Source organism: Marichromatium sp. AB31, assembly GCF_003718685.1.
Lineage (GTDB): Bacteria > Pseudomonadota > Gammaproteobacteria > Chromatiales > Chromatiaceae > Marichromatium > Marichromatium gracile.
Genome location: NZ_RHFI01000001.1, coordinates 267,434 through 287,112, shown reverse-complemented (window position 1 = coordinate 287,112; position 19,679 = coordinate 267,434). Strand labels below are relative to the sequence as shown.

Here is a 19,679-nt window from a genome sequence, read left to right as displayed (position 1 = left end):
CTGGCCGTCCGCGACGCGCATCGCCGGGGACGGCCCTGGGTTCAGAACAGATGGCTCACCCCGAGCCCGAGGACGCGTCCCTGCGCCGGCAGACCGACGGAGATATCGGGCGGGAACCAGTAGGCGTAGTGCTCGTAGTCGGCATCGAGCAGGTTGTCGCCCCAGACATAGAACTCGGTGGCGCCGAACATCAGCCCGAGCCGCAGATCGAGCTTGTGATAGGCATCGAGGTCGATGCGGTTCTGGGGATCGGCCGGGCGCTCGCCGACATAGCGATGGGTGAGCCGGGCATTGAGCAACGGCGCCGCGCCACCGGGGAAGGACTCGAGCGCGTGCTGCCAGGACAGCGACACCAGCCCGCTCCAGCGCGCCACGTCGGGCACCCGGTTGCCGGCGTCGACCCGTCCGCCCTGGACCCCGACGACATCCTCGGTGATGGTCGCGTCGGTATAGCTCAGCCCCGCCGTCAGGCTCAGCCCGGCGCCGATGCGCCAGTTGCCCTCGAGCTCGGCGCCCTGGCTCTCGGTGTCGGCGTTGACCGCCTGGGTGGCCATGGTCAGGTAGTCGAAACCGAGCAGATGGTCATCCGCGACGCGGTTGTAGAAGAGCGCGCCGCTGAGATCGAAGCGCCCGTCGAGCGCATGGTGCTTGAAGCCGATCTCGAGGCTGTCGACGGTGGCCGCGCGATAGGGCTCGCTGTCGGCGATCTGGGTGGCGAAGTCGTTGAAGCCGCCCGACTTGTAGCCGCGCGCGGCGACGGCATAGAGGTTGGTCGACTCGCTGAGCCTGTGCGAGAGCGCCAGGCGACCGGTGTCGTAGCTGTCGCTGAGACGCCGCCGCTCGCTGACCGTCGAGGTCGGACGGTGATAGGTGGCGCCGTAGCGCTTCTCCTCCCAGGTGTGACGCCAGCCGGCGGTGAGCTTCCAGGCGTCGGCGAGCGGATAGGTCAGCTCGCCGTAGATCGCCTCGCCATGGGTATCGAAACGACGCTCGTAGCGCGTCTGCTCCAGGGCGCTTGCCGAGTCCCAGGTCCGCCGCGAGCGCGACAGGTTGAGCCCGGCCACCCAGAACACCTCGGCACCGGGCAGCGAGGACAGTCGCAGGTCCTGGTTGAACACCCGCTCATCGCCGTCATCCGTGGCGATGTACTCGATCGGCATGCCGAAGACCTGCTCGCTGACCCGGGTGCCGTAGGCCTTGGCGACCTCGATGTCGGCGGTGGTCAGCGAGGTGATCGCGGTGAGCTGGCCCCAGCCGAGTCGCTGCCCGAACTCCAGCGAGTGACGCTCGACCACCTTACGGTTGTCGTCGACCGCGCCGGGCGAGAGATCGACCACCGGCGGATCGCCATAGGGTCTGAGCAGGATGCTGGAGACATAGCCGTCCTGCTGCTGGCGCTCGGAGATCAACAGCAGCGAGGTCGCCGCGCTCGGCTCCCAGAGCAGGCTCGCGCGCGCGGCGAGACCGCGCCGATAGGTCAGCGGATCGCCGGTGCGCTGGTTCTCGATCCAGTTGTCGGCGCCCTCGTGACGGATCGCCACCCGCGCCATCCACTGCTCGGAGAGCGCGCCGCCGAAGGCCGCTTCCTGGAGCTGCTGGCCGTCCTCGCCACCTTCGATGCGCACATAGCCCTCGGCCTCTTGGGTCGGGCGACGGCTGCGGACGTTGAGCGCGCCGGCCTCGCTGTTGCGACCGAACAGGGTGCCCTGCGGCCCCTTGAGCACCTCGATGCGCTCGACGTCCAGGGTCGCCATCGCGGCATGGCGGCTCGACATCGGCACGCCGTCGAGATTGACCACCACCGAGGTGTCCTCGGCGCTGACCTGGTAGAGCGAGCCGACACCGCGGATACGGATGTTGGCGTCGTTCGCCCCGCCCCAGGAGTTGACATCAACCCCGGGGGTCTGGCGCAACACCTCCTCGAGATCGAGCAGACGCTGCTCCTCGAGCGTGCCGGCGTCGATCACGTCGACGCTGAAGGGGATCTCGGCGAGCGACTCCTCGCTCAGGCGCGAGGTCACCGTCAGGGTGTCGAGTTGCACCGCGTCACTGTCGGCGGCCAGCCCCTGCAGGGGCAGCGAGACACCGAGGATCGCGCCCGCGATCCGTCGGCGCCGGTTCGAGTACCGCATACGAGTCATCTCCATTGGTCGCCGCGAGCAGCCGGCGGGTCGAGGACCCGGCGCATGACGACCTCGGGCGACCGGCGAGGGACATCGGCAGAGAGATTCAGGGGGTCATGAGCACACGGACCTTGCGGTCTAGATCCCATGGCGCGGAACCGAGATCATCCGGACGGATGCGCATCCGGCGGACCTCGGCCCCTGTCCCGTGCCGATCCTGGCGAGGTGAGATGGACGATCAGCGCCTTATTTCGCGTACATGACAATTATTCTCATTAGCGCATGTGCATGCTGCCCCGATCGGGAGCGCAGCCCCCGAATCGGGACGCGACATGGCACACCCCACAGGGCCCTGTATCGAGAGACGACGGACGAGACGGACGCGCGCCGGGCAACCGGCGCATGGCCCGGGCGGACGCCCGGGCGGCGGGAGGATCAGTCGGTCGCGGCGAGGGCGCGACGCAGGAACTCGGGCTGGGCGAGCGCGCCCTGGTGGATCTCGGCGTTGTAGTAGCGGGTCTCGAAGGGCTTGGCGCGCGCGTCCTCGAGGCGGAAGCGATCGAGCGCCACGCCCTTGCCGGCCATGGTCGCGCTCCACCAGCCGGAGGGATAGATCGGCTGCGGGAAGCACAGCGTCTGGGTGGAGTCGAAGCCGCCCTCACGCAGCGCCTGGTGCATGTCGCGCAGCAACTGGGTGTGATAGAGCGGCGATTCGCTCTGCTGGATGAGGATGCCGCCGGGGGCGAGCACGCGCTCGCAGTCGGCGAAGAAATCGCGGGTGAACAGCCCCTCGGCCGGACCCACCGGATCGGTGCTGTCGACGATGATCAGATCGAGGCTCGCGGGCGCGGCCTCGCGGATCCAGCGCACCCCGTCCTCGAACAGCAGCTGCGCACGCGGATCGGCGTTGGCCTCGGTGAGCTCGGGGAAATAGCGCTCGGCGAGCCGGGTGACGCGCTCGTCGATATCGATCTGCACCGCCGACTCGACGCCGTCGTGACGCAGCACCTCACGCAGGGTACCGCAGTCGCCGCCACCGATGATGCACACCCGCCGCGGCGCGGCATGGGTGAACAGTGCCGGGTGCGACATCATCTCGTGATAGAGGAAGTTGTCCCGGGTCGAGAGCATGGTGCAGCCATCGATCACCATCAGATGGCCGAAGCCCTCGGTGTCGTAGATCTCGATGCGCTGATAGGGGGTCTGCTCCTCGTGCACCCGGGCGCGCATCTTCAACGAGAAGGCGGAACCGTCGGTCGCGACGACCTCGGAGAACCACTGATTGGGATCGAGCATGGACATTCCTCTGCGATATGGGGTCGGGGGTCAGGCCCCCGCGACGGTGGACGTCGACGCGCGGGGCTAGGGCCGGTCGTCGAGGTTGGCCGGACACAACACCTCGCGCATGATGCCGATCAGCTCGAGCAGCTGGGTGTTGCGGATCCGGTAATAGATCCGGTTGGCCTCCTTGCGGGCGACCACGATGTTCTTGTTGCGCAGCTGTTCGAGATGCTGCGAGATGTTGCTCTGCGAGGTGCCGACGCGCTCGACGATCTCGCCGACCGAGAGCTCGCGCCCGCCGAGCGAGCACAGGATCTTCCAGCGCAACGGATGGGCCATCGCCTTGAGGGCGTTGGCGGTGAGGGTGGCGTCTTCCTCGTCACCGGGGCCCGCGGGCAGAACCGGATCGGTCATCGTGCATCCTCCTCAGGACGGTTCCCGCGCCTGCCCCGGCGCGGGCGCGGCATCGTCCGGATCGACCCGGACATAGCCGCTCATGTTCTTGGCAATACAGATGATATCGCTGATCTCGCCCCGGGTATCCCTCACCGCGGTGCGCGAGAACAGGATCGGCACCCGGCGTCCGTCGCTGGCGATGAACCGCGCCTCGATCTTGCTGAGCGCGCCGGTGCGGATCAGCGCCTCGAGCCAGGTCCCCATGAAGGCCCCGGCCTGCTCGTCGGCCTCCTCCTCGAAGACGTCCCCGATCGCCATCCCGCGCAGCGCCGTCTCCTCGTAACCGAGCATGTGGCGCGCCGCCGGGTTGGTGAACTTGATGGTGCCGTCGGGGGCGAGCACCAGCAGCGCCTCGCCCATGTAGGTGAGGATGTTCTCGAGGTACTGGCGCGCCTCGGCCAGCTCGCGGGTACGCTCGGCGACCTGCTGCTCGAGCTGGCGGTTGAGCCCGCGCTCCTTCTCGATCAGGCGGAAATAGGTGCCGATCTTGTTGATCAGCAGATCGTCGTCGATCGGCTTGAGCAGATAGTCGACCGCACCGACGGCGAAGCCGCGCTGCTGGAAGGCCTCGGACTTGAAGGCGGCGGTGAGGAAGATGATCGGGATGTCGCGGGTGCGCTTGCGCAGCTTGAGCATCGAGGCGGTCTCGAAGCCGTCCATCTCCGGCATCTGCACGTCGAGGATGATCAGGTCGATGTCGGCGTGCTCGTGGGTGAGATCGAGCGCCTGCTGCCCGGAGCTGGCCTCGAGCACCGCACAGTCGAGATGACGCTCGATCAGGGTGCGCAGGGTGAAGAGGTTGTGCGCGTGATCGTCGACGATCAGCAGCTTGAATCCGGCATGATGGCTCATCATCGCTCTCCTCGCGCCGCGTCGCCCGATCCGGTGGCGGCACGACCGGCCTGGTGTGCATCCCGCGTCGATGGGGCCCGTGCGCCGCGCACCTCGGCGAGCAGGCGATCGAGCCGATCGTCATCGACGGACTTGGCGAGCAGCGCGAGCACACCGGCCTCGCGACAGGGCCCGGGCGGCGACGCCTCGGCCTCGCCCAGCAGCACCACCGCGGGCGCGGCGCCCCGGCACTGCGCGATCAGGCCGTGGATGCTATCACAGCTCTCACCGGGCGCCCCGGTGAGCGCCAGCAGCACCAGCATGCAGCCCTCGCCCTCCTCGTCCAGGGTCTCGCCCGCCTCCTCGAGATCGGCGGCGGTCTGTACCCGCAACCCGCGCCGCCCCAGCGCCGCGGCCAGTCGCACCAGCAGCGGCACCTCGCGCGCGATCACCAGCACCCACTCGTCTCCGTCCTCGGGCGAGGCGGTCTCCGTCACGGCGACCGGGGCGGCGGTGTCTGGCGTGGTGGCGGGGGGGACCGCGGTCGCCGGCGACGCATCGGGCGCCCCACCCGGCGCCGTGAGCGGCAGCAGCAGGGTGAAGCGCGCCCCGGCCCCGGGCGCGCTCTCGACACTGATGCGCCCGCCGAGCAGCGCGGCCAGCTCGCGGCTGATCGACAGCCCCAGCCCGGTGCCGCCATAACGGCGCCGGGTCGAGCCATCGGCCTGCTGGAAGGCCTCGAAGATCAGTCCCTGCTTGTCCTCGGCGATCCCGATCCCGGTGTCGGCGACGCTCAGCGCCAGCGGCAGCTCGGGGTCGTCGCTCGGCGCGCAACCGAGCAGGATATGACCGCGCTCGGTGAACTTGAGCGCGTTGCTGAGGAAGTTCTTGAGGATCTGGCGCAGCTTGTCGCCGTCGCAGTGGATCTGGCGCGGCGCGCGCGGGTCGATCTCCAGGCTCAAGCGCACCGGCTTGTCGGCGAGCTGCGGCTCGATCAGCGCCACCAGCGACTCGAGCAGCGGGGGCAGCTCGACCCTGTCGAGATCGAGCTCGACCTGGCCGGCCTCGATCCGCGAGATGTCGAGGATGTTGTCGATCATCGCCCGTAGGTCGCGCCCGGCGGCATGGATCACCTGGGCCTGCCGGCGCTGCGCCGGATCGAGCCCGCCACTCTCGGCGGCGAGCATCTTCGACAGCAGCAGGATCGAGTTGAGCGGGGTGCGCAGCTCGTGACTGACGTTGGCGAGAAACTCCGACTTGTAGCGATTGGAGCGCTCCAGCTCGCGGGTCTGGGCCTGCTCGGCGCGCAGGTGCTCGGCATGGGTCTCGGCCAGCGCGGTGAGCTGGGCGCCGAGCGCGCGGATCTCGCGCGGCCCGCGCCAGTGAAAGCGCAGCGCCCGCCCCTCGCGCAGCACCTGGGTCAGCCCGCGGGTGAGCGACTGGCCGAAGCGCTCGAGCCGTCTGGCGATCAGCCGCGCCACCACCATCACCACCACCACCAGCGCGAGCATGATCGAGAGCACCCGCACCATCAGCGCGTCGCGGAAGGCATCGATCGGCGAGGGGTCGACCGCGCGCCCGACCCACAGCGGCGCACCGTCCTCGGTGAGGAACATCGGCACCCACAGCAACTGGCGCCCGGCGCGATCCTTCCACAGCGCCAGGTTGCCTGCGGTGAAGATGGCCTCCAGCCCGGAGAAGTCGACGAAGGCCTCGCCCGAGGCGCCGCCCGGCTGGCCGGGGCGCAGATAGCTGCCGTCGTGGTTGACCCACAGGGTGTCGCGATAGAACTGCGCCAGCCCGCCGACATCGATCGCCATCACCACCGCCCCGCCCTCGTCACCGAGCCGACTGATCAGGCTCAGGGTCATCAGCTGGCGCTGATCGCGCGCGCCGGCCTCCTGGTCGATACGGATGCGACTGACCAGCACCGCCCCCGGCTGCAACGACAACCCGGTGTCGAGGAAACGCGGCTCGGGCAGCAGCGGTGGGCGCTCGGTGGCACGCCATTCATGATCCTGTCGGTCACGCGCGAGCTGGAAGCGCAGCGCCCCGCTGCCGTCGACGAAGAGGATCTGGATGATGTCGCGCTGGTCGACGAGGATCTGGTTGACCCAGCGGGTATAGCGCTCACGCGCCAGCGCCACCTGCCCGGGCTCGCCCTGGAGCCCGAGGATCAGCTCCGGCTCGGGCAACCGCGCGAGCAACCGGATCATCTCGTGTCGACTGGCCAGGTGCTGGTCGAGATCGCGGAAGTCGGCGCGCAGGTTCTGCAGATAGGCGCGCTGATAGAACAGCGCCGTGCGATCGAGCACCAGCGGCAGATTGATCGCCACCGCCAACATCAGCGGGATGACCCCGAAGGCCAGCAGGAACAGCAGGATATAGAGCCTGAGCTTCATCGCACCGACACCGCCGGACCGCCCGTCGAAACCAATAAAGGGATTGAACCGCAAAGACGCCGAAGAGTCACCAGCGGCCAGCCATCAGCCCCCGGCAAGAGGGCATCGATGGCTGGCCGCCGCCGTGATCGACCGATACCTCCACTGGCCGCTGGTAGCTGACGACTGGCGACTGGCGACTGGCGACTGGCGACTGGCGGCTGGTAGCTGGTAGCTGGCCGCTGGTAGCTGGCGGCTGGTAGCTGGCGGCTGGTAGCTGGTAGCTGGTAGCTGGTAGCTGGAGATCGTTTGACAGCCCCCGCGCCCCTTCCTAGGATCGGGCGTTCATCCATCTTGCCGACCCCAGATCATGCCCCGACTCTCCGCCCTGCAGTGGCTGCTGCTCGTCGTCTTCCTCGTCTTCTACGGCTTCGCGGTGTTCGCGATCACCCGCGACTACTATCTGCGCAACCCGATCCAGGTCGCCCAGGCCCCGGTGGCGGCGCCGGATCAGGGCGTGCCCGAGCCGGTCACCGGGAACGACCCCGAGCAGCTCCACCAGCGCGCCGACAGCCTGTTCATGTCGCAGCGCTATGGCGAGGCCGCGCGCTACTACCAGCGCATCCTCGAGCTCCGCCCCGACGACCCCGAGGCCTACAACGACCTCGGCCTGTCGCTGTTCTACACCGGCGACACCGCCGGCGCCCTCAAGGCGCTGCGCGCCGGGCTGGAGATCGCCCCCGAGCTGCAGCGGATGTGGCTGACCTACGGCTTCATCAACCTCCAGATCAGCGACACCGCCACCGCCCGCGCCGCGCTCGAGCGTGCCCGCGACATCGCCCCCGACAACGACATCGGCGGCGAGGCGGTCCGTCTGCTCGGGCTGCTCGAGCAGGCCGGCGGCTGAGGCTCAGCGCTCGGCCATCGCCACGGTATAGTGCGCGCCCTGCTTGAGCTTGTCGTAGTTGCCGAAGACCTCACCGAGGTTGCGCTTCATGTACTGGCGCAACCCGTTGATGGTGACCACATAGAGCCGTCCGCCGGGACGCAGCCGGGCACGGGCGTCGTGCAGCAGGAGCGCGAGCAGCTCCTTGCCGACCTTGGCGGGGATGTTGCTCACCACCAGATCGAAACGCGCGGCCGGGTCGATCTGCGCCAGCCCGTTGCTCAGCTGGGCGCGGGCGTTGCCGAGCCCGTTGCGCGCGGCGTTGGCGTTGGCGTAGTCGACGGCGACGAAGTCCTTGTCGACCATCAGCGTCTGGCCCTGGGGTGCGCGCGCGGCCAGCGACAGGCCGAGCGGGCCGTAGCCGCAACCGATGTCGAGACAATCGGCGTCGGGCGCGACCTCGACGTACTGCAGCAGCAGCCGGGTGCCCTCATCGATCTCGCGCGGCGAGAACAGTCCCCAGGTGGTATGAAAGGTGAGCGGGACACCGCCGGGCTCGGCGGTGAAGACGATGTCGCGGCGCAGGCCGGCGAGCTGTTCGGGAGTGAGCATGGTGCGTGGGTCGTGAGCTGAACGGATGCGACCGGTCACCGCGCGGGGCGCGGCGCCGTCCCGGCGGGGATCGCCGGTGGTCGGCGCATTGTCCGATCCCGGCGCACGTTTGACCAGCAGACAGACGAGCGTGGACGGAGGCTGAGCATGCAGGAACCAGGCGGCAGACTCGGGATCCGGCTGCGGATCGCCCCCGAGACGCGATGCTGCGAGATCCACTCGACCCGGCCGGTGACCGCCAGCCAGGTGTTCATCGGGCGCACGCCGGCGGAGACGGCGCGGGTGTTGCCGCGTCTCTACAGCATCTGCGGCCAGGCCCAGGCGTGTGCCTGCGCCACCGCGCTCGAACACGCCCAGGGACAGGCCGCGCCCACCGCGGTCCGCGCTGATCGCGCCGCGGCGGTGGCGAGCGAGACCCGGCGCGAACACCTCTGGCGCATCCTCATCGACTGGCCGGCGGCGCTCGACGAGCCGGCCGATCACCTGACGCTCGCCCGGGTCCACGGTCTGACCCGCACGCTGCTCGCCGCGCTCGACCCGGAGGCGGACCTCTTCATCCCCCGCGCCCGCCCCGCAACGACCGACCAGCGGGTGCTCGCCGAGACCCGCGACGCCCTCGACACCTTGCTCGAGGCGCGCGTCTTCGGCATGTCCCCGGCGCACTGGCACGCCCGCATCGACACCCCGGAGCGGCTCGCCGACTGGGCGGCGAGCGGCGTCAGTCAGGCGGCGCGACTGCTCCAGCGGGTGATCGTCGACGACCTCGCCGGGCTCGGCGCCACCACCATCGCACCGCTGCCGGCGCTCGACGAGCGGGCGCTCGCCGACCTGCTGCCCCGGCTCGCCGACCCCGGGTTTATCGCCGCCCCGACCTGGGACGGTGCGCCGCGCGAGACCACGCCCCTCACCCGCCAGCATCATCACCCGCTGATCGGCGCGCTCGGCGCCGGGCTGCTGGCGCGGCTCGCCGCGCAGCTCGTCGAGGTCGCCGCCCCGCCGCTGATCGAGCCGCCACCGACCGCCGCGCTAGACGGCGGTCTCGGCGTCGGTCGCGCCGCCGCCGCGCGCGGCGAGCTGATCCATCTGGTCCGGCTCGACGCGCGAGGCCACATCGCCGACTATCGCATCCTCGCCCCCACCGAGTGGAACTTCCACCCGCGCGGGGCGCTCGCGCTGGCGCTCGAGGCGCTCGAACCGGTCCCCGAGACCGAACTGCGCCGGCGCGCCGGGCTGCTGATCGCCGCCCTCGACCCCTGTGTCGCCTTCGACCTGACCCTCACCGGCCCCAGCGAGGTCCCGCCATGTGCCTAGCCATCCCCGCCCGGATCACCGCCATCGACCACGCCAGCGACACCGCCGAGGTCGCACTCGACGGGGTCGCGCGCAGCGTCTCGCTCGCCCTGCTCGACAACGCCGAGGTCGGCGACTACGTGCTGATCCACGTCGGCTACGCGCTCAACCGCATCGACCCCGAGGAGGCCGAACGCACCCTGGAGACGATGCGCGAGGCCGGGCTGCTCGCCCCGGGGGATGCGCCATGAGATATGTCGACGAGTTCCGCGACCACGCCCTCGCCAAGCGGCTCGCCGCGACCATCGCCGCCGAGGTCGACCCCGGGCGCGACTACCGGCTGATGGAGTTCTGCGGCGGTCACACCCACGCCATCTTCCGCTACGGGGTGCAGCAGCTGATGCCGCCGCGGCTGCGCTTCGTCCACGGCCCCGGCTGTCCGGTGTGCGTGCTGCCGATGGCGCGGATCGATCAGGCGATCACGCTGACCGAACGCCACGGGGTGACGCTGTGCACCTACGGCGACCTGATGCGGGTTCCAGGCGGCGACCGTCGCACCCTGTTCCAGGCCCGTGCCGAGGGCGCCGACGTGCGCATGGTCTACTCCACCCAGGATGCGCTGCGCATCGCCCGCGAGCAGCCGGGGCGCGAGGTGGTGTTCTTCGCCATCGGCTTCGAGACCACCACCCCGCCGACCGCGGTGGCGTTGGAGCAGGCGCGCGCCGAGGGACTCGCCAACTTCTCGGTGTTCTGCAACCACGTGCTCACCCCGCCGGCGCTCGCCGCCATCCTCGCCGACGGCGCACGCATCGACGCCATCCTCGGGCCCTCGCACGTCAGCACCCTGATCGGCACCGCCCCCTATGCCTTCGTCCCCGAGCAGCACCGGCTGCCGCTGGTGATCGCCGGCTTCGAGCCGCTCGACGTGATGCAGTCGACGCTGATGCTGGTGCGCCAGATCAACGCCGGCACGGCGCGGGTCGAGAACCAGTACCGTCGCGCGGTCAGCGAGAGCGGCAACCGCAAGGCGCAGGCGCTGATGGCGCGGGTCTTCCGGGTGCGCGAGCGCTTTGCCTGGCGCGGGCTCGGCGAGATCGCGGAGAGCGCGCTGGAACTGGCCCCCGAATTCGCCGCGTTCGACGCCGAGCGCCGCTTCCCGGTCGAGTGCGCGCCCGCGCGCGAGCCCCGTGGCTGCGAGTGCCCGGCGATCCTGCGCGGCGAGAAGCGCCCCACCGAGTGCCGTCTGTTCGGCACCGGCTGTACCCCGGCGCACCCGCTCGGCGCCTGCATGGTCTCCTCCGAGGGCGCCTGTGCCGCCTACTGGAGCTATGGCCGGACCCGCGACCGGGCGGCCGCCGGCTGACCCGCATGCACCCCGGGCGCCGCGCCCGCGATCACCGACGAGAACCGACCCGATGACCAGCCAATCCAGCCCCCACACCCCGCTCGACCTCGACCACGGCCGGGTGGAGATGACCCACGGCGCCGGCGGTCGCGCCATGGACCAGCTCATCGACGGGATCTTCCGCCGTCATCTCGACAACCCGCTGCTCGCCCAGGGCAACGACCAGGCCCGCTTCGCCGTCCCACCCGGCCGACTGGCGATGAGCACCGACGGCCACGTGGTCTCGCCGCTGTTCTTCCCCGGCGGCGACATCGGCGCGTTGGCGGTGCACGGCACCGTCAACGATCTCGCCATGGGCGGCGCGCGACCGCTGCACCTCAGCGCCGGGTTCATCATCGAGGAGGGCTTCGCCCTCGCCGCGCTCGATCGCATCGTCGCCAGCATGGCGCGGGCGGCGCGCGAGGCCGGGGTGACCGTAGTCACCGGCGACACCAAGGTGGTCGAGCGCGGCAAGGGCGACGGGGTGTTCATCACCACCACCGGGCTCGGGGTGGTGCCCGACGGGATCGAGCTCTCCGGCGAGCGCGCCCGCCCGGGCGATGCCATCGTGCTCAGCGGCGGCATCGGCGAGCACGGGGTGGCCATCCTCGCCCAGCGCGAGCACCTCGGCTTTGCCACCGGGGTGCGCTCGGACAGCGCCGCGCTGCACGGGCTGGTCGCCGCGATGCTCGCGGCGGTGCCGGGGCTGCGCTGTCTGCGCGACCCCACCCGCGGCGGGCTGGCGGCCTGTCTCAACGAGCTGGCGCGACAGTCCGGCGTGGGGATGCAGATCCGCGAGGCGGCGATCCCCGTCCACCCCGAGGTCGCCGCCGCCTGCGAACTGCTCGGACTCGACCCGCTGCACATCGCCAACGAGGGCAAGCTGGTGGCGATCTGTCCGCCCGAGCGGGTCGACGACCTGCTCGCGGCGATGCACGCCCACCCGCTCGGCGCCGCCGCCAGCCACATCGGCGAGGTGGTCGAGGACACGCTGCGGCTGGTGCAGATGGAGACCGGGTTCGGCGGCTCGCGGGTGGTCGACTGGCTCACCGGCGAGCAGCTGCCGCGGATCTGCTAGCGGGTCCCGGGCCCGCCCTCGACCACCCGCCCGTGGGCGCTCTCGAGGCGTAGCTCGGGCAGCGTGACCGAGGGCGGTGCAGGATAGCGGCGGATGTCGCCCTCACCGGTGATCACCTCGACCCGCCGCCATTCGTCGGCGACCACGCCGAGCGCGAGCTTGGTGTCGCGCTCGGTGAACAGCCCGCGATGGACGACGTCGTAGCTCAGCACCCCGTCGCGCGCGACCAGCCGGCTCTCCACCCGGCTCCAGGGCAGGCCGAAGCCGCGCGCCTCGAGCCTCAGCTGGGCGCGCCGGTCACGCTCGCCGATCCAGAACAGGACGACGTCCAGGTCGTCGGCCTCGATACGCAACACCTCGGGCGCGGACAGGAACTCGTCGTGGGCGATGCGCTCGTACTCGATCCGCTTGAGCGGGGTCGCGACCAGCACCACCGCGATCATCACCGGCACGGCCAGGGCGTAGCCGAGCGCGGTCAGGCGCGGATGACGCAGCCGACTCGACGACGGCGGCGCGAGCGCGGCGGCACGCTCGCGCCGCGGCACCCGCAGCACGCCGTGATAGAGCAGCAGCGCGGTGCCATAGACGAACACCCAGGCCCAGATCACGTCCGAGGGGAAGTGATCGCCTGCGGCCATGCGACCGATCCCGAGCAGCACGCCGAAGGCCACCGAGCCGGCGAGCGCCATCCAGGCCAGCAGCGGTCGACGCCGACGCCAGATCAGGAAGAAGACGCCGAGCACGAAGCCGACCGAGGCGTGACCACTGGGGAAGGACTTGCCCTCGCCATAATCCCCGATCCGCAACGGCGGCAGATACGGCTGGGTGCCACCGAAGGCCTCGGTCTGGTGTGGCCGGGGACGGTCCCACTGCTCCTTGAACACGCCGTTGACGATCAACCCGGGACCGAGCAGCGCAGTGGCGATCACGAACACCGCATGGATACGCAGCCGCCTGAAGCGCGGCCACAACGCGGCGGCGATCAGCACCAGCAACCCGCCGAGCATCATCAGCCCGGTGAGCAGCGGCGCGGCGACATAGAGCGCCGACCACAGCGGCGCCTGGGCCTCGTACCAGGGATCGTCGGCCCCGGGATGGTAGAACAGCGACACCAGACGGGTGTCGAGGTCGCTGAGCCAGAACGGCAGGGTGCCGAGCAGCGCCACCACGGCCAGGACGATGAGCTGGCCTCGCAGGTCGCGCGCGATCATCAGCGAGTCCGCTGGTGGCTGGACGGAACGACGCGGACTCGATGCATGACGGACTCCTGGTGTGATTTCGGCAATGGGTCGGCGGGGCATTGTCCGGTGACTCGATCACTTTGACCAGTGCGTCGGGGACTGGAACGCACCGCCGGGCTCGGGTATGGTCGGTCCCGCTCGTACACGAAAAAACCACAGACGAGAAAGAGGACCAACCCATGACCCGCACACTGTTCGCAGGCTCGCTCGCACTCGCGCTGCTCACCCCGCAGGTATTCGCCGCGACCCCCGACATGGCCACGCCGGAGGAGGCCAAGGCGCTCTCCGAGCAGGCGCACGAGGCGGTCGAGAGCCAGGGCGCCGAGGCCGCCTTCGCCGCCTTCGCTGCCGAGGACGGGGGCTTCCGCGATCGCGATCTCTATGTGTTCTGCATGGATCTCGAGGGCGAGATGCTCGCGCACCCGCTCAAACCCGAGCTGGTCGGCAAGAACCTGATCGACTTCGACAAGTACGGCGACACCCTGTTCAGGGACATGATCGAGACGGTGAAGGATTCGGGCGAGGGCTGGGTGGACTATCGCTGGCCCTATCCGGGCAGTGACGAGATCCGCGACAAGGCCACCTATGTGATCGGCAACGACGGCGGCTTCTTCTGCGGGGTCGGCGCCTACAAGTAGCGCACCAAGCGGGAAACGCTGAACAAATCAGCGTTTCCCCATTCGACGCCGACGGTGGCGAGACGTAGCGGTCGGGGATACGGGCCAGGACCTGATGGTCATCTCCGCCGACGGGGCGTGTCTCCTGGATCCGGGGAGCCGGGACACGGGGACCGTCAGATGACGGTCTCAGGCGGTGGAGAGCTCGTCCTCGACGAGCGGCGCCTGCTCCTGCTCCTCGGCCGCGGCGGCCTTGGCGGCGACCCCGAACTCCGATTGACGCTCGGCGACCTCGAGGACGGTGGCGCGACCACGCTCGTCGCTGAGCCGGAAGAACTCCACCAGACGCATCTCTTCGGCGTCGAGCGGCCCCTTGTCGTCGAGACAGAGGAGATAGGTGGGGGTCACGGTACGCAGCGCCATGGAGAGCTCGTGGGCCTCTTCGAGTCCCATCCGACGGATCCCCTGCTCATAGTTGCTGATGCGCGACTTCGACAGCGAATTGGTCCGGCTGGACAGGTCGGAAAGACTCAGCTTCTGCTCTTGCCGGGCGGCGCGAAGGCGTTGGCCGATACGTTTGGTCAGGTCCATAGTGATAATGATTCTTTTAACCAGTTTGGTGGTACGAAAAAATGATCGAAGGCCGGCGGTCAAGTTCATCCTTGAGCCGGTTCCGACACACGTCCAAGGTGCATGAGGAACTGAACCGCCGCCGCCCCGGCCCACCGTCCGAGGACGATGGATCAGGGGGCGATCGCGTCTCTTCGAGGGTCGATCAACCCAGGAAGGCGTCTTCCCATTCTGCTTCTCCGACGGTCTGGGGCTGGGGCTCCACGACACGGTCGGCGAAGGCGGAATCGAGGGTCTTGATGAAGCACTTGGTCTGCGGCGAGAGGAACTTGCCGCGTCGCTGCACGATGCCGTAGCTGCGCTTCGGGAAGTAGTGATCGAGCGGGATGGTGCTGAGCTTCTCCTCCCCGGTCAGACAGACATCGGTGACGATGGAGATGCCGAGTCCGAGCTCGACATATTTCTTGATCACCTCCCAGCCACCGGCCTCCAGGGTCACCCGATATCCGAGATTGTGCTGCTTGAACACCAGGTCAACCATGCGCCATGTACTGAGATGGCGCGGCGGCAGGATCAGGCCGTAGGGGGCGATGTCCTCCAGGGTGACCGTCTCGCGACCGGCCAGCGGGTGATCGGCCGGGGTGATCAGCGTCGGGCGGTAGGTGACGAAGGGACGATAGGTGATGTCGTCCGGCACCTCGAGCATCGAGCCCACGGCGAGATCGACCTCGTCGGCGCGCAGCATCGCCAAGCCGTCGCGGCCGGTGACGTTGTGCATCTTGAGCTCGATGCCGGGGTACTGGTCGACGAACTCGCGCACCGGGTCCGGGAGGATGTAGAGGATGGTCGACTCGCCCGCGGCGATGTTGAGCACACCCTGATCGACCCGACCGCACTGGGTGGCGAAGGTCTCGTGGAGCTTGTCCATGCCCTCGACCAGCGGCTCGGCCATCTGGAACAGCAGATCGCCCTCGGGGGTGAGCTTGATCTTGGGGCCTCGGCGCTCGAACAGCACGGTGCCGAACTCGCGCTCGAGGGCCTGGATCTGCAGCGAGACCGTCGGCTGGCTGAGGAAGATCTTCTCCGCCGCGGCGCTGACGCTACCGGTCCGGGCAGCGTGACAGAAGGCGCGCAGCTGCTTGAGCCGGTTCTGCTTGTAATGGATCTGGGATCCGGAACCCATGGCGAACATCCTTCAGTCGACAACAAGCGTCGATATTAGCCGATGAACGCCATTGATAAAAGCAATACCCCTGTTATCCACCAGAAAAGTCTCACGTTTTGACGATCGGCGCACAGCATGTGCACGGCTCAGTCGTCGAGTTGGGCGAGGATATTGCGAGCCACGCGACGCGCATCCTCGTCCCCTTCCTCGAGCACCTCGTACAAAACGTGTCTGGCAGCAATCAGGCTGTCGAGTTCCCGCAGCCGGTTGGCGCGCTTGAGCTTCTCCTCGACCGAGTTGATCCCGCCGCTCACCGGCGCGGAGGCCGGCATCTCGCGCGCGGCCTCCTCGGCGTCGATACGGTCGAGTTCGGCCTCCATCTCGGTCTCGCTCAGCGGCTGCCAGCGCGACGCCTCGTCGAGCGCCGGATCGAGCTCGCCGCCGACCGAGGTCCCCGGGCGCGGATCGCTGCCGGGCGCCGGCGAGCCGCCGGGGCCGTCGGGATCGGTGCCGTCGTCGTCCTCATCCTCGTCGAGCCGGCCCTTGAGCAGGATCCGGGCGAACAGGATACCGAGCTCGAACAGCAACCACATCGGGATCGCCAGCAGGGTCTGGGAGATCACGTCCGGCGGGGTGAGAAACATGCCGACGATGAACACACCGACGATCACATAGGGACGCTTGGCGGCGAGCGCAGCCGGCGTGGTCAGGCGCAGCGCCACCAGCAGGATGGTGGCGATCGGGATCTCGAAGGCCAGACCGAAGGCGAAGAACAGGGTCAGCACGAAGTCGAGATAGGCCGAGATGTCGGTCATCATCGCCACGCCCTCGGGCGTCGAGCCGGCGAGGAAGGCGAACACCAGCGGGAACACCACGTAGTAGGCGAACAGCATGCCGAGATAGAACAGCAGCACGCTGGAGAGCAGCAGCGGCACCGCCAGGCGCCGCTCGTGCTGATAGAGCCCGGGGGCGACGAAGGCCCACAGCTGATAGAACAGGAAGGGCATCGACAGGAACACCGCCGCCACCAGCGCCAACTTGAAGGGCGTGAGGAAGGGCGCGGCCACCTGGGTGGCGATCATGGTGTTGCCGTCGGGCAGCTGCGCCATCAGCGGCGCGGCGATATAGACGTAGAGCTCGTTGGCGAAGGGGAACAGCGCCAGGAACACCACCAGGATGGCGATCACCATCCGGATCAGGCGATCGCGCAGCTCGATCAGGTGGGAGACGAAGGGCTGTTCGGCGCCCGGATCATCGGGTTGCATCGCAGGTGACATGACTGGACTCTATCCGGACGAGAGGGGCCGGGGCCCCGGATGGCGTCGGATCAGGGGTGGATGACGGGGACTAGCCGCGCGGCGGGGTCCGCTCGGCGCCGTCCCGGGTGTCGGAGGCTGCGGCTGGACGCTCGGACTCCTCGAGAATGGTCTCGAGCGGACGCGAGTGGCGCTGCTCGTCGAGCACGCGATTGAGCTCCTCGGTATGGAGTTCGCGGTCGATCTCGTGCTTGACCGAGGCCAGGGTGCGGCGGGCCTTGCCCACCCACATCCCGGCCATGCGCGCCACCCGCGGCAATCGCTCCGGGCCGATCACGACCAGCGCGACCACCGCGATCAGGATGAACTCCCAGAATCCCCAGTCGACCATCTGGTCTCCCCGATCCGGCGCTCAGCTCAGGGCTGACGCTTGTGGCTCTCTGCCGAGGCGTTGGCGGCCTTGGCGTCGGTGCGCTCGGCCTCGCTCAGCTGCTCGGGCGCTGCGTCCTTGCGCTCCTGCTCCTTGTCGGCATCGGACATCGCGCTGCGGAAGCCCTTGATCGCGGTGCCGAGATCGGAGCCGAGGTTCTTCAGCCGTTTGGTGCCGAACAGCAGCAGCACGATCACCAGGATGATCAGAAGCTGCCAGATACTGATACCGCCTGCGCCCATCTTTTCCTCCGGACCACCCCTGTGCGGCGGTCGACTCTAGCCTCAGTGGAAACGCGCCCGACCAGCGGGTGGTCGGCGCGCATCGGGAATTCGTGCCCCGGGTGCGACGCGTGTGCGGGGGCGTCGTTCGACCGCCGCCTTTACCGCCCCCCGGAAAGAACGGGGCCGGTGACTGCCGGACAGGCCGCGCCGAGCGCGCGCTCGGGACACCCAGGGTCGCCGGCAACGCGCAATCATACCGCAATCGCCGCGGCCCCGGCAGCCCCCGGCGCAGCGGCTCAGCCCTTGCGTGCGGCCTTCTCCTCGAGTCCCGAGAGACCGAAGCGGCGCTCGAGCTCGGCGAGCACCTGGTTCGGACCCAGCCCCTGGTGCGAGAGCAGCACCAGGGTGTGGAACCACAGATCGGCGACCTCGTAGACGACCTTCTCGGGCACCCCGTCCTTGGCCGCCATCACCGTCTCGGTGGCCTCTTCGCCGACCTTCTTGAGGATGGCGTCGAGCCCCTTGGCGTGGAGCTTGGCGACATAGGAACTGTCGGGGTCGGCGGCCTTGCGCGCCTCGAGGACCTCGGACAGGCGATCGAGTACATCGTTCATGGAGCGTGAAAAACCCTCTGCAAGTGTGGGGATCAACCCTTGGAATAGATGGCGTCCGGGTCCTTGAGCACCGGCTCGACCGCGCGCCAGCCGCCGTCCTCGTCGAGCGCGCGATAGAAACAGCTGTGGCGCCCGGTGTGACAGGCGATGCCGCCGCGCTGCTCGACCTCGAGCAGCACCACGTCGCCGTCGCAGTCGAGACGGATGTCGTGCACCACCTGCTGATGGCCCGAGGACTCGCCCTTGTGCCACAGCCGCTCGCGCGAGCGCGACCAGTAGACCGCATGCCCGCTCTCGCGGGTCAGGCGCAGCGCCTCGCGGTTCATCCACGCCATCATCAACACCTTGCCGGTACCGCGCTCCTGGGCGATCGCCGCCACCAGACCCTTGGCGTCCCAGGCGACGGCATCGAGCCAGTCGTCGGCGCGCGTCGCTGATTCGCTCATGCCCGCTGCGCCTCCAGCGCGTCGGCCAGCTGCTGACCGGCGGCGAAGTCGAGCGTGCCCTCGTAGATGGCCCGCCCGGTGATCGCGCCGCTGATGCCGCTGGCGGCGGCCTCGGCCAGCACCCGTACGTCATCGAGGGTGGTGATGCCGCCGGAGGCGATCACCGGGATACGGATCGCCTCGGCCAGGGCGCGGGTGGCCTCGACGTTGGGACCGCTGAGCATGCCGTCGCGACCGATGTCGGTGTAGACGATCGCCGAGACGCCATCGTCCTCGAAGCGTCGCGCCAGGTCCTCGACACGGTGCTCGGTGACCTCGGCCCAGCCGTTGATCGCCACCTGACCGTCCTTGGCATCGAGCCCGACCATGACGTGCCCGGGGAAGGCGCGACAGGCGCGGGCGACGAACTCGGGCTCCTTCACCGCCTGGGTGCCGATGATGCAGTAGCTCACCCCGGCGTCGAGATAGGCGGCGATGGTGCGCTCGTCGCGGATACCGCCGCCGACCTGGATCGACAGCTCGGGGTAGCGCGCGGCGATCGCGCGGATCGCCTCGCCGTTGACCGGCTCGCCGGCGAAGGCGCCATTGAGGTCGACCAGATGCAGGCGACGGGTGCCGGCCTCCACCCAGCGGGCGGCGACCTCGACCGGGTCGTCGGAGAACACGGTCTCGTCGTCCATCCGGCCTTGACGCAGCCGCACGCAGCGGCCGTCCTTGAGATCGATTGCGGGGATCAGCAACACGGGGATTGGGTCTCTTGCTGGGGTTCGGAAAACGGTGATCGGGGCGCGAGC

Annotated in this window: 21 protein-coding genes; 6 read left to right on the top strand and 15 right to left on the bottom strand. The window is 69.2% G+C overall.

Annotated features, from left to right (window positions below):
* Positions 1–41: 41 nt before the first annotated feature.
* The 5 genes from EBL84_RS01330 to EBL84_RS01310 form a co-directional block, all read right to left on the bottom strand.
* Positions 42–2,132 (bottom strand): TonB-dependent receptor, encoded by a 2,091-nt coding sequence (locus EBL84_RS01330; protein ID WP_123139165.1) that lies wholly within the window; start codon positions 2,130–2,132, stop codon positions 42–44.
* Positions 2,133–2,558: 426 nt separating this feature from the next.
* A complete protein-coding gene (speE, locus tag EBL84_RS01325) occupies positions 2,559–3,419 on the bottom strand; it encodes a polyamine aminopropyltransferase (RefSeq protein ID WP_123139335.1) in 861 nt (286 codons plus the stop codon).
* A 66-nt stretch (positions 3,420–3,485) separates the two neighbouring features.
* Positions 3,486–3,818 (bottom strand): metalloregulator ArsR/SmtB family transcription factor, encoded by a 333-nt coding sequence (locus EBL84_RS01320; RefSeq protein WP_123139164.1) that lies wholly within the window; start codon positions 3,816–3,818, stop codon positions 3,486–3,488.
* 12 nt (positions 3,819–3,830) lie between these two features.
* On the bottom strand, positions 3,831–4,712 hold the full coding sequence (locus EBL84_RS01315; RefSeq protein ID WP_123139163.1) for a response regulator: 882 nt from the start codon (positions 4,710–4,712) through the stop codon (positions 3,831–3,833).
* Positions 4,712–7,093, bottom strand: a complete 2,382-nt coding sequence (locus EBL84_RS01310; protein WP_123139162.1) for an ATP-binding protein — start codon at positions 7,091–7,093, stop codon at positions 4,712–4,714. The genes EBL84_RS01315 and EBL84_RS01310 overlap by 1 nt, the downstream gene beginning before the upstream one ends.
* A gap of 349 nt (positions 7,094–7,442) precedes the next feature.
* Between EBL84_RS01310 and EBL84_RS01305 the strand changes: the two genes are divergently transcribed.
* The gene (locus EBL84_RS01305) at positions 7,443–7,979 is read left to right on the top strand and encodes a tetratricopeptide repeat protein (RefSeq protein WP_062276974.1); all 537 of its coding nucleotides are present in this window, start codon (positions 7,443–7,445) and stop codon (positions 7,977–7,979) included.
* A 3-nt stretch (positions 7,980–7,982) separates the two neighbouring features.
* On the opposite strand, the gene EBL84_RS01300 is transcribed toward EBL84_RS01305, so the two are convergent.
* Positions 7,983–8,570: a class I SAM-dependent methyltransferase gene (locus tag EBL84_RS01300; RefSeq protein WP_062276976.1), complete on the bottom strand. Its 588-nt coding sequence runs from the start codon at positions 8,568–8,570 to the stop codon at positions 7,983–7,985.
* A gap of 147 nt (positions 8,571–8,717) precedes the next feature.
* Between EBL84_RS01300 and EBL84_RS01295 the strand changes: the two genes are divergently transcribed.
* The 4 genes from EBL84_RS01295 to hypE are packed head-to-tail and all read left to right on the top strand — an operon-like array spanning position 8,718 to position 12,322.
* Entirely contained in the window at positions 8,718–9,881 is a 1,164-nt protein-coding gene (locus EBL84_RS01295) for a Ni,Fe-hydrogenase I large subunit (RefSeq protein WP_123139161.1), read from the top strand.
* On the top strand, positions 9,872–10,111 hold the full coding sequence (locus tag EBL84_RS01290; protein ID WP_123139160.1) for a HypC/HybG/HupF family hydrogenase formation chaperone: 240 nt from the start codon (positions 9,872–9,874) through the stop codon (positions 10,109–10,111). The genes EBL84_RS01295 and EBL84_RS01290 overlap by 10 nt, the downstream gene beginning before the upstream one ends.
* Positions 10,108–11,223 carry a hydrogenase formation protein HypD gene (hypD, locus tag EBL84_RS01285; RefSeq protein WP_123139159.1) on the top strand — a complete coding sequence of 372 codons (1,116 nt, stop codon included), beginning with the start codon at positions 10,108–10,110 and terminating at the stop codon, positions 11,221–11,223. Before EBL84_RS01290 ends, hypD begins: the two co-directional genes overlap by 4 nt.
* Positions 11,224–11,275: 52 nt before the next feature.
* Positions 11,276–12,322, top strand: coding sequence for a hydrogenase expression/formation protein HypE (hypE, locus tag EBL84_RS01280; RefSeq protein ID WP_123139158.1), 1,047 nt, complete (start codon positions 11,276–11,278; stop codon positions 12,320–12,322).
* On the opposite strand, the gene EBL84_RS01275 is transcribed toward hypE, so the two are convergent.
* Complete coding sequence (locus EBL84_RS01275) at positions 12,319–13,533, bottom strand: phosphatase PAP2 family protein (protein WP_123139157.1); 1,215 nt, start codon at positions 13,531–13,533, stop codon at positions 12,319–12,321. The two genes, hypE and EBL84_RS01275, sit on opposite strands and share 4 nt — an antisense overlap.
* A 209-nt stretch (positions 13,534–13,742) precedes the next feature.
* Between EBL84_RS01275 and EBL84_RS01270 the strand changes: the two genes are divergently transcribed.
* Entirely contained in the window at positions 13,743–14,201 is a 459-nt protein-coding gene (locus EBL84_RS01270) for a cache domain-containing protein (RefSeq protein WP_062276993.1), read from the top strand.
* Between the two features lie 168 nt (positions 14,202–14,369).
* On the opposite strand, the gene EBL84_RS01265 is transcribed toward EBL84_RS01270, so the two are convergent.
* The 8 genes from EBL84_RS01265 to hisA form a co-directional block, all read right to left on the bottom strand.
* Positions 14,370–14,771, bottom strand: coding sequence for a helix-turn-helix domain-containing protein (locus EBL84_RS01265; RefSeq protein ID WP_062276996.1), 402 nt, complete (start codon positions 14,769–14,771; stop codon positions 14,370–14,372).
* Between the two features lie 184 nt (positions 14,772–14,955).
* Positions 14,956–15,933 carry a LysR family transcriptional regulator gene (locus tag EBL84_RS01260; protein ID WP_062276999.1) on the bottom strand — a complete coding sequence of 326 codons (978 nt, stop codon included), beginning with the start codon at positions 15,931–15,933 and terminating at the stop codon, positions 14,956–14,958.
* A 128-nt stretch (positions 15,934–16,061) separates the two neighbouring features.
* Entirely contained in the window at positions 16,062–17,192 is a 1,131-nt protein-coding gene (tatC, locus tag EBL84_RS01255; protein ID WP_190287859.1) for a twin-arginine translocase subunit TatC, read from the bottom strand.
* Between the two features lie 70 nt (positions 17,193–17,262).
* Positions 17,263–17,562, bottom strand: coding sequence for a Sec-independent protein translocase protein TatB (gene tatB, locus EBL84_RS01250; protein WP_123139155.1), 300 nt, complete (start codon positions 17,560–17,562; stop codon positions 17,263–17,265).
* Between the two features lie 26 nt (positions 17,563–17,588).
* Entirely contained in the window at positions 17,589–17,843 is a 255-nt protein-coding gene (tatA, locus tag EBL84_RS01245) for a twin-arginine translocase TatA/TatE family subunit (protein WP_123139154.1), read from the bottom strand.
* A 278-nt stretch (positions 17,844–18,121) separates the two neighbouring features.
* Positions 18,122–18,439, bottom strand: a complete 318-nt coding sequence (locus tag EBL84_RS01240; protein ID WP_005222120.1) for a phosphoribosyl-ATP diphosphatase — start codon at positions 18,437–18,439, stop codon at positions 18,122–18,124.
* A gap of 32 nt (positions 18,440–18,471) precedes the next feature.
* Complete coding sequence (gene hisI, locus EBL84_RS01235) at positions 18,472–18,885, bottom strand: phosphoribosyl-AMP cyclohydrolase (RefSeq protein WP_123139153.1); 414 nt, start codon at positions 18,883–18,885, stop codon at positions 18,472–18,474.
* Positions 18,882–19,628: a 1-(5-phosphoribosyl)-5-[(5-phosphoribosylamino)methylideneamino]imidazole-4-carboxamide isomerase gene (gene hisA / locus EBL84_RS01230; RefSeq protein WP_005222124.1), complete on the bottom strand. Its 747-nt coding sequence runs from the start codon at positions 19,626–19,628 to the stop codon at positions 18,882–18,884. The genes hisI and hisA overlap by 4 nt, the downstream gene beginning before the upstream one ends.
* Between the last annotated feature and the right edge of the window lie 51 nt (positions 19,629–19,679).

Coding starts and splice junctions, on each gene's coding strand:
- EBL84_RS01260 (WP_062276999.1), bottom strand. CDS start 15,933: ATGGGTTCCGGATCCCAGATCCATTACAAGCAGAACCGGCTCAAGCAG.
- EBL84_RS01290 (WP_123139160.1), top strand. CDS start 9,872: ATGTGCCTAGCCATCCCCGCCCGGATCACCGCCATCGACCACGCCAGC.
- tatC (WP_190287859.1), bottom strand. CDS start 17,192: ATGTCACCTGCGATGCAACCCGATGATCCGGGCGCCGAACAGCCCTTC.
- EBL84_RS01240 (WP_005222120.1), bottom strand. CDS start 18,439: ATGAACGATGTACTCGATCGCCTGTCCGAGGTCCTCGAGGCGCGCAAG.
- EBL84_RS01310 (WP_123139162.1), bottom strand. CDS start 7,093: ATGAAGCTCAGGCTCTATATCCTGCTGTTCCTGCTGGCCTTCGGGGTC.
- hypD (WP_123139159.1), top strand. CDS start 10,108: ATGAGATATGTCGACGAGTTCCGCGACCACGCCCTCGCCAAGCGGCTC.
- EBL84_RS01270 (WP_062276993.1), top strand. CDS start 13,743: ATGACCCGCACACTGTTCGCAGGCTCGCTCGCACTCGCGCTGCTCACC.
- EBL84_RS01300 (WP_062276976.1), bottom strand. CDS start 8,570: ATGCTCACTCCCGAACAGCTCGCCGGCCTGCGCCGCGACATCGTCTTC.
- hisI (WP_123139153.1), bottom strand. CDS start 18,885: ATGAGCGAATCAGCGACGCGCGCCGACGACTGGCTCGATGCCGTCGCC.
- EBL84_RS01305 (WP_062276974.1), top strand. CDS start 7,443: ATGCCCCGACTCTCCGCCCTGCAGTGGCTGCTGCTCGTCGTCTTCCTC.
- EBL84_RS01330 (WP_123139165.1), bottom strand. CDS start 2,132: ATGCGGTACTCGAACCGGCGCCGACGGATCGCGGGCGCGATCCTCGGT.
- EBL84_RS01265 (WP_062276996.1), bottom strand. CDS start 14,771: ATGGACCTGACCAAACGTATCGGCCAACGCCTTCGCGCCGCCCGGCAA.
- EBL84_RS01295 (WP_123139161.1), top strand. CDS start 8,718: ATGCAGGAACCAGGCGGCAGACTCGGGATCCGGCTGCGGATCGCCCCC.
- tatB (WP_123139155.1), bottom strand. CDS start 17,562: ATGGTCGACTGGGGATTCTGGGAGTTCATCCTGATCGCGGTGGTCGCG.
- EBL84_RS01275 (WP_123139157.1), bottom strand. CDS start 13,533: ATGATCGCGCGCGACCTGCGAGGCCAGCTCATCGTCCTGGCCGTGGTG.
- hypE (WP_123139158.1), top strand. CDS start 11,276: ATGACCAGCCAATCCAGCCCCCACACCCCGCTCGACCTCGACCACGGC.
- tatA (WP_123139154.1), bottom strand. CDS start 17,843: ATGGGCGCAGGCGGTATCAGTATCTGGCAGCTTCTGATCATCCTGGTG.
- EBL84_RS01320 (WP_123139164.1), bottom strand. CDS start 3,818: ATGACCGATCCGGTTCTGCCCGCGGGCCCCGGTGACGAGGAAGACGCC.
- EBL84_RS01315 (WP_123139163.1), bottom strand. CDS start 4,712: ATGAGCCATCATGCCGGATTCAAGCTGCTGATCGTCGACGATCACGCG.
- speE (WP_123139335.1), bottom strand. CDS start 3,419: ATGCTCGATCCCAATCAGTGGTTCTCCGAGGTCGTCGCGACCGACGGT.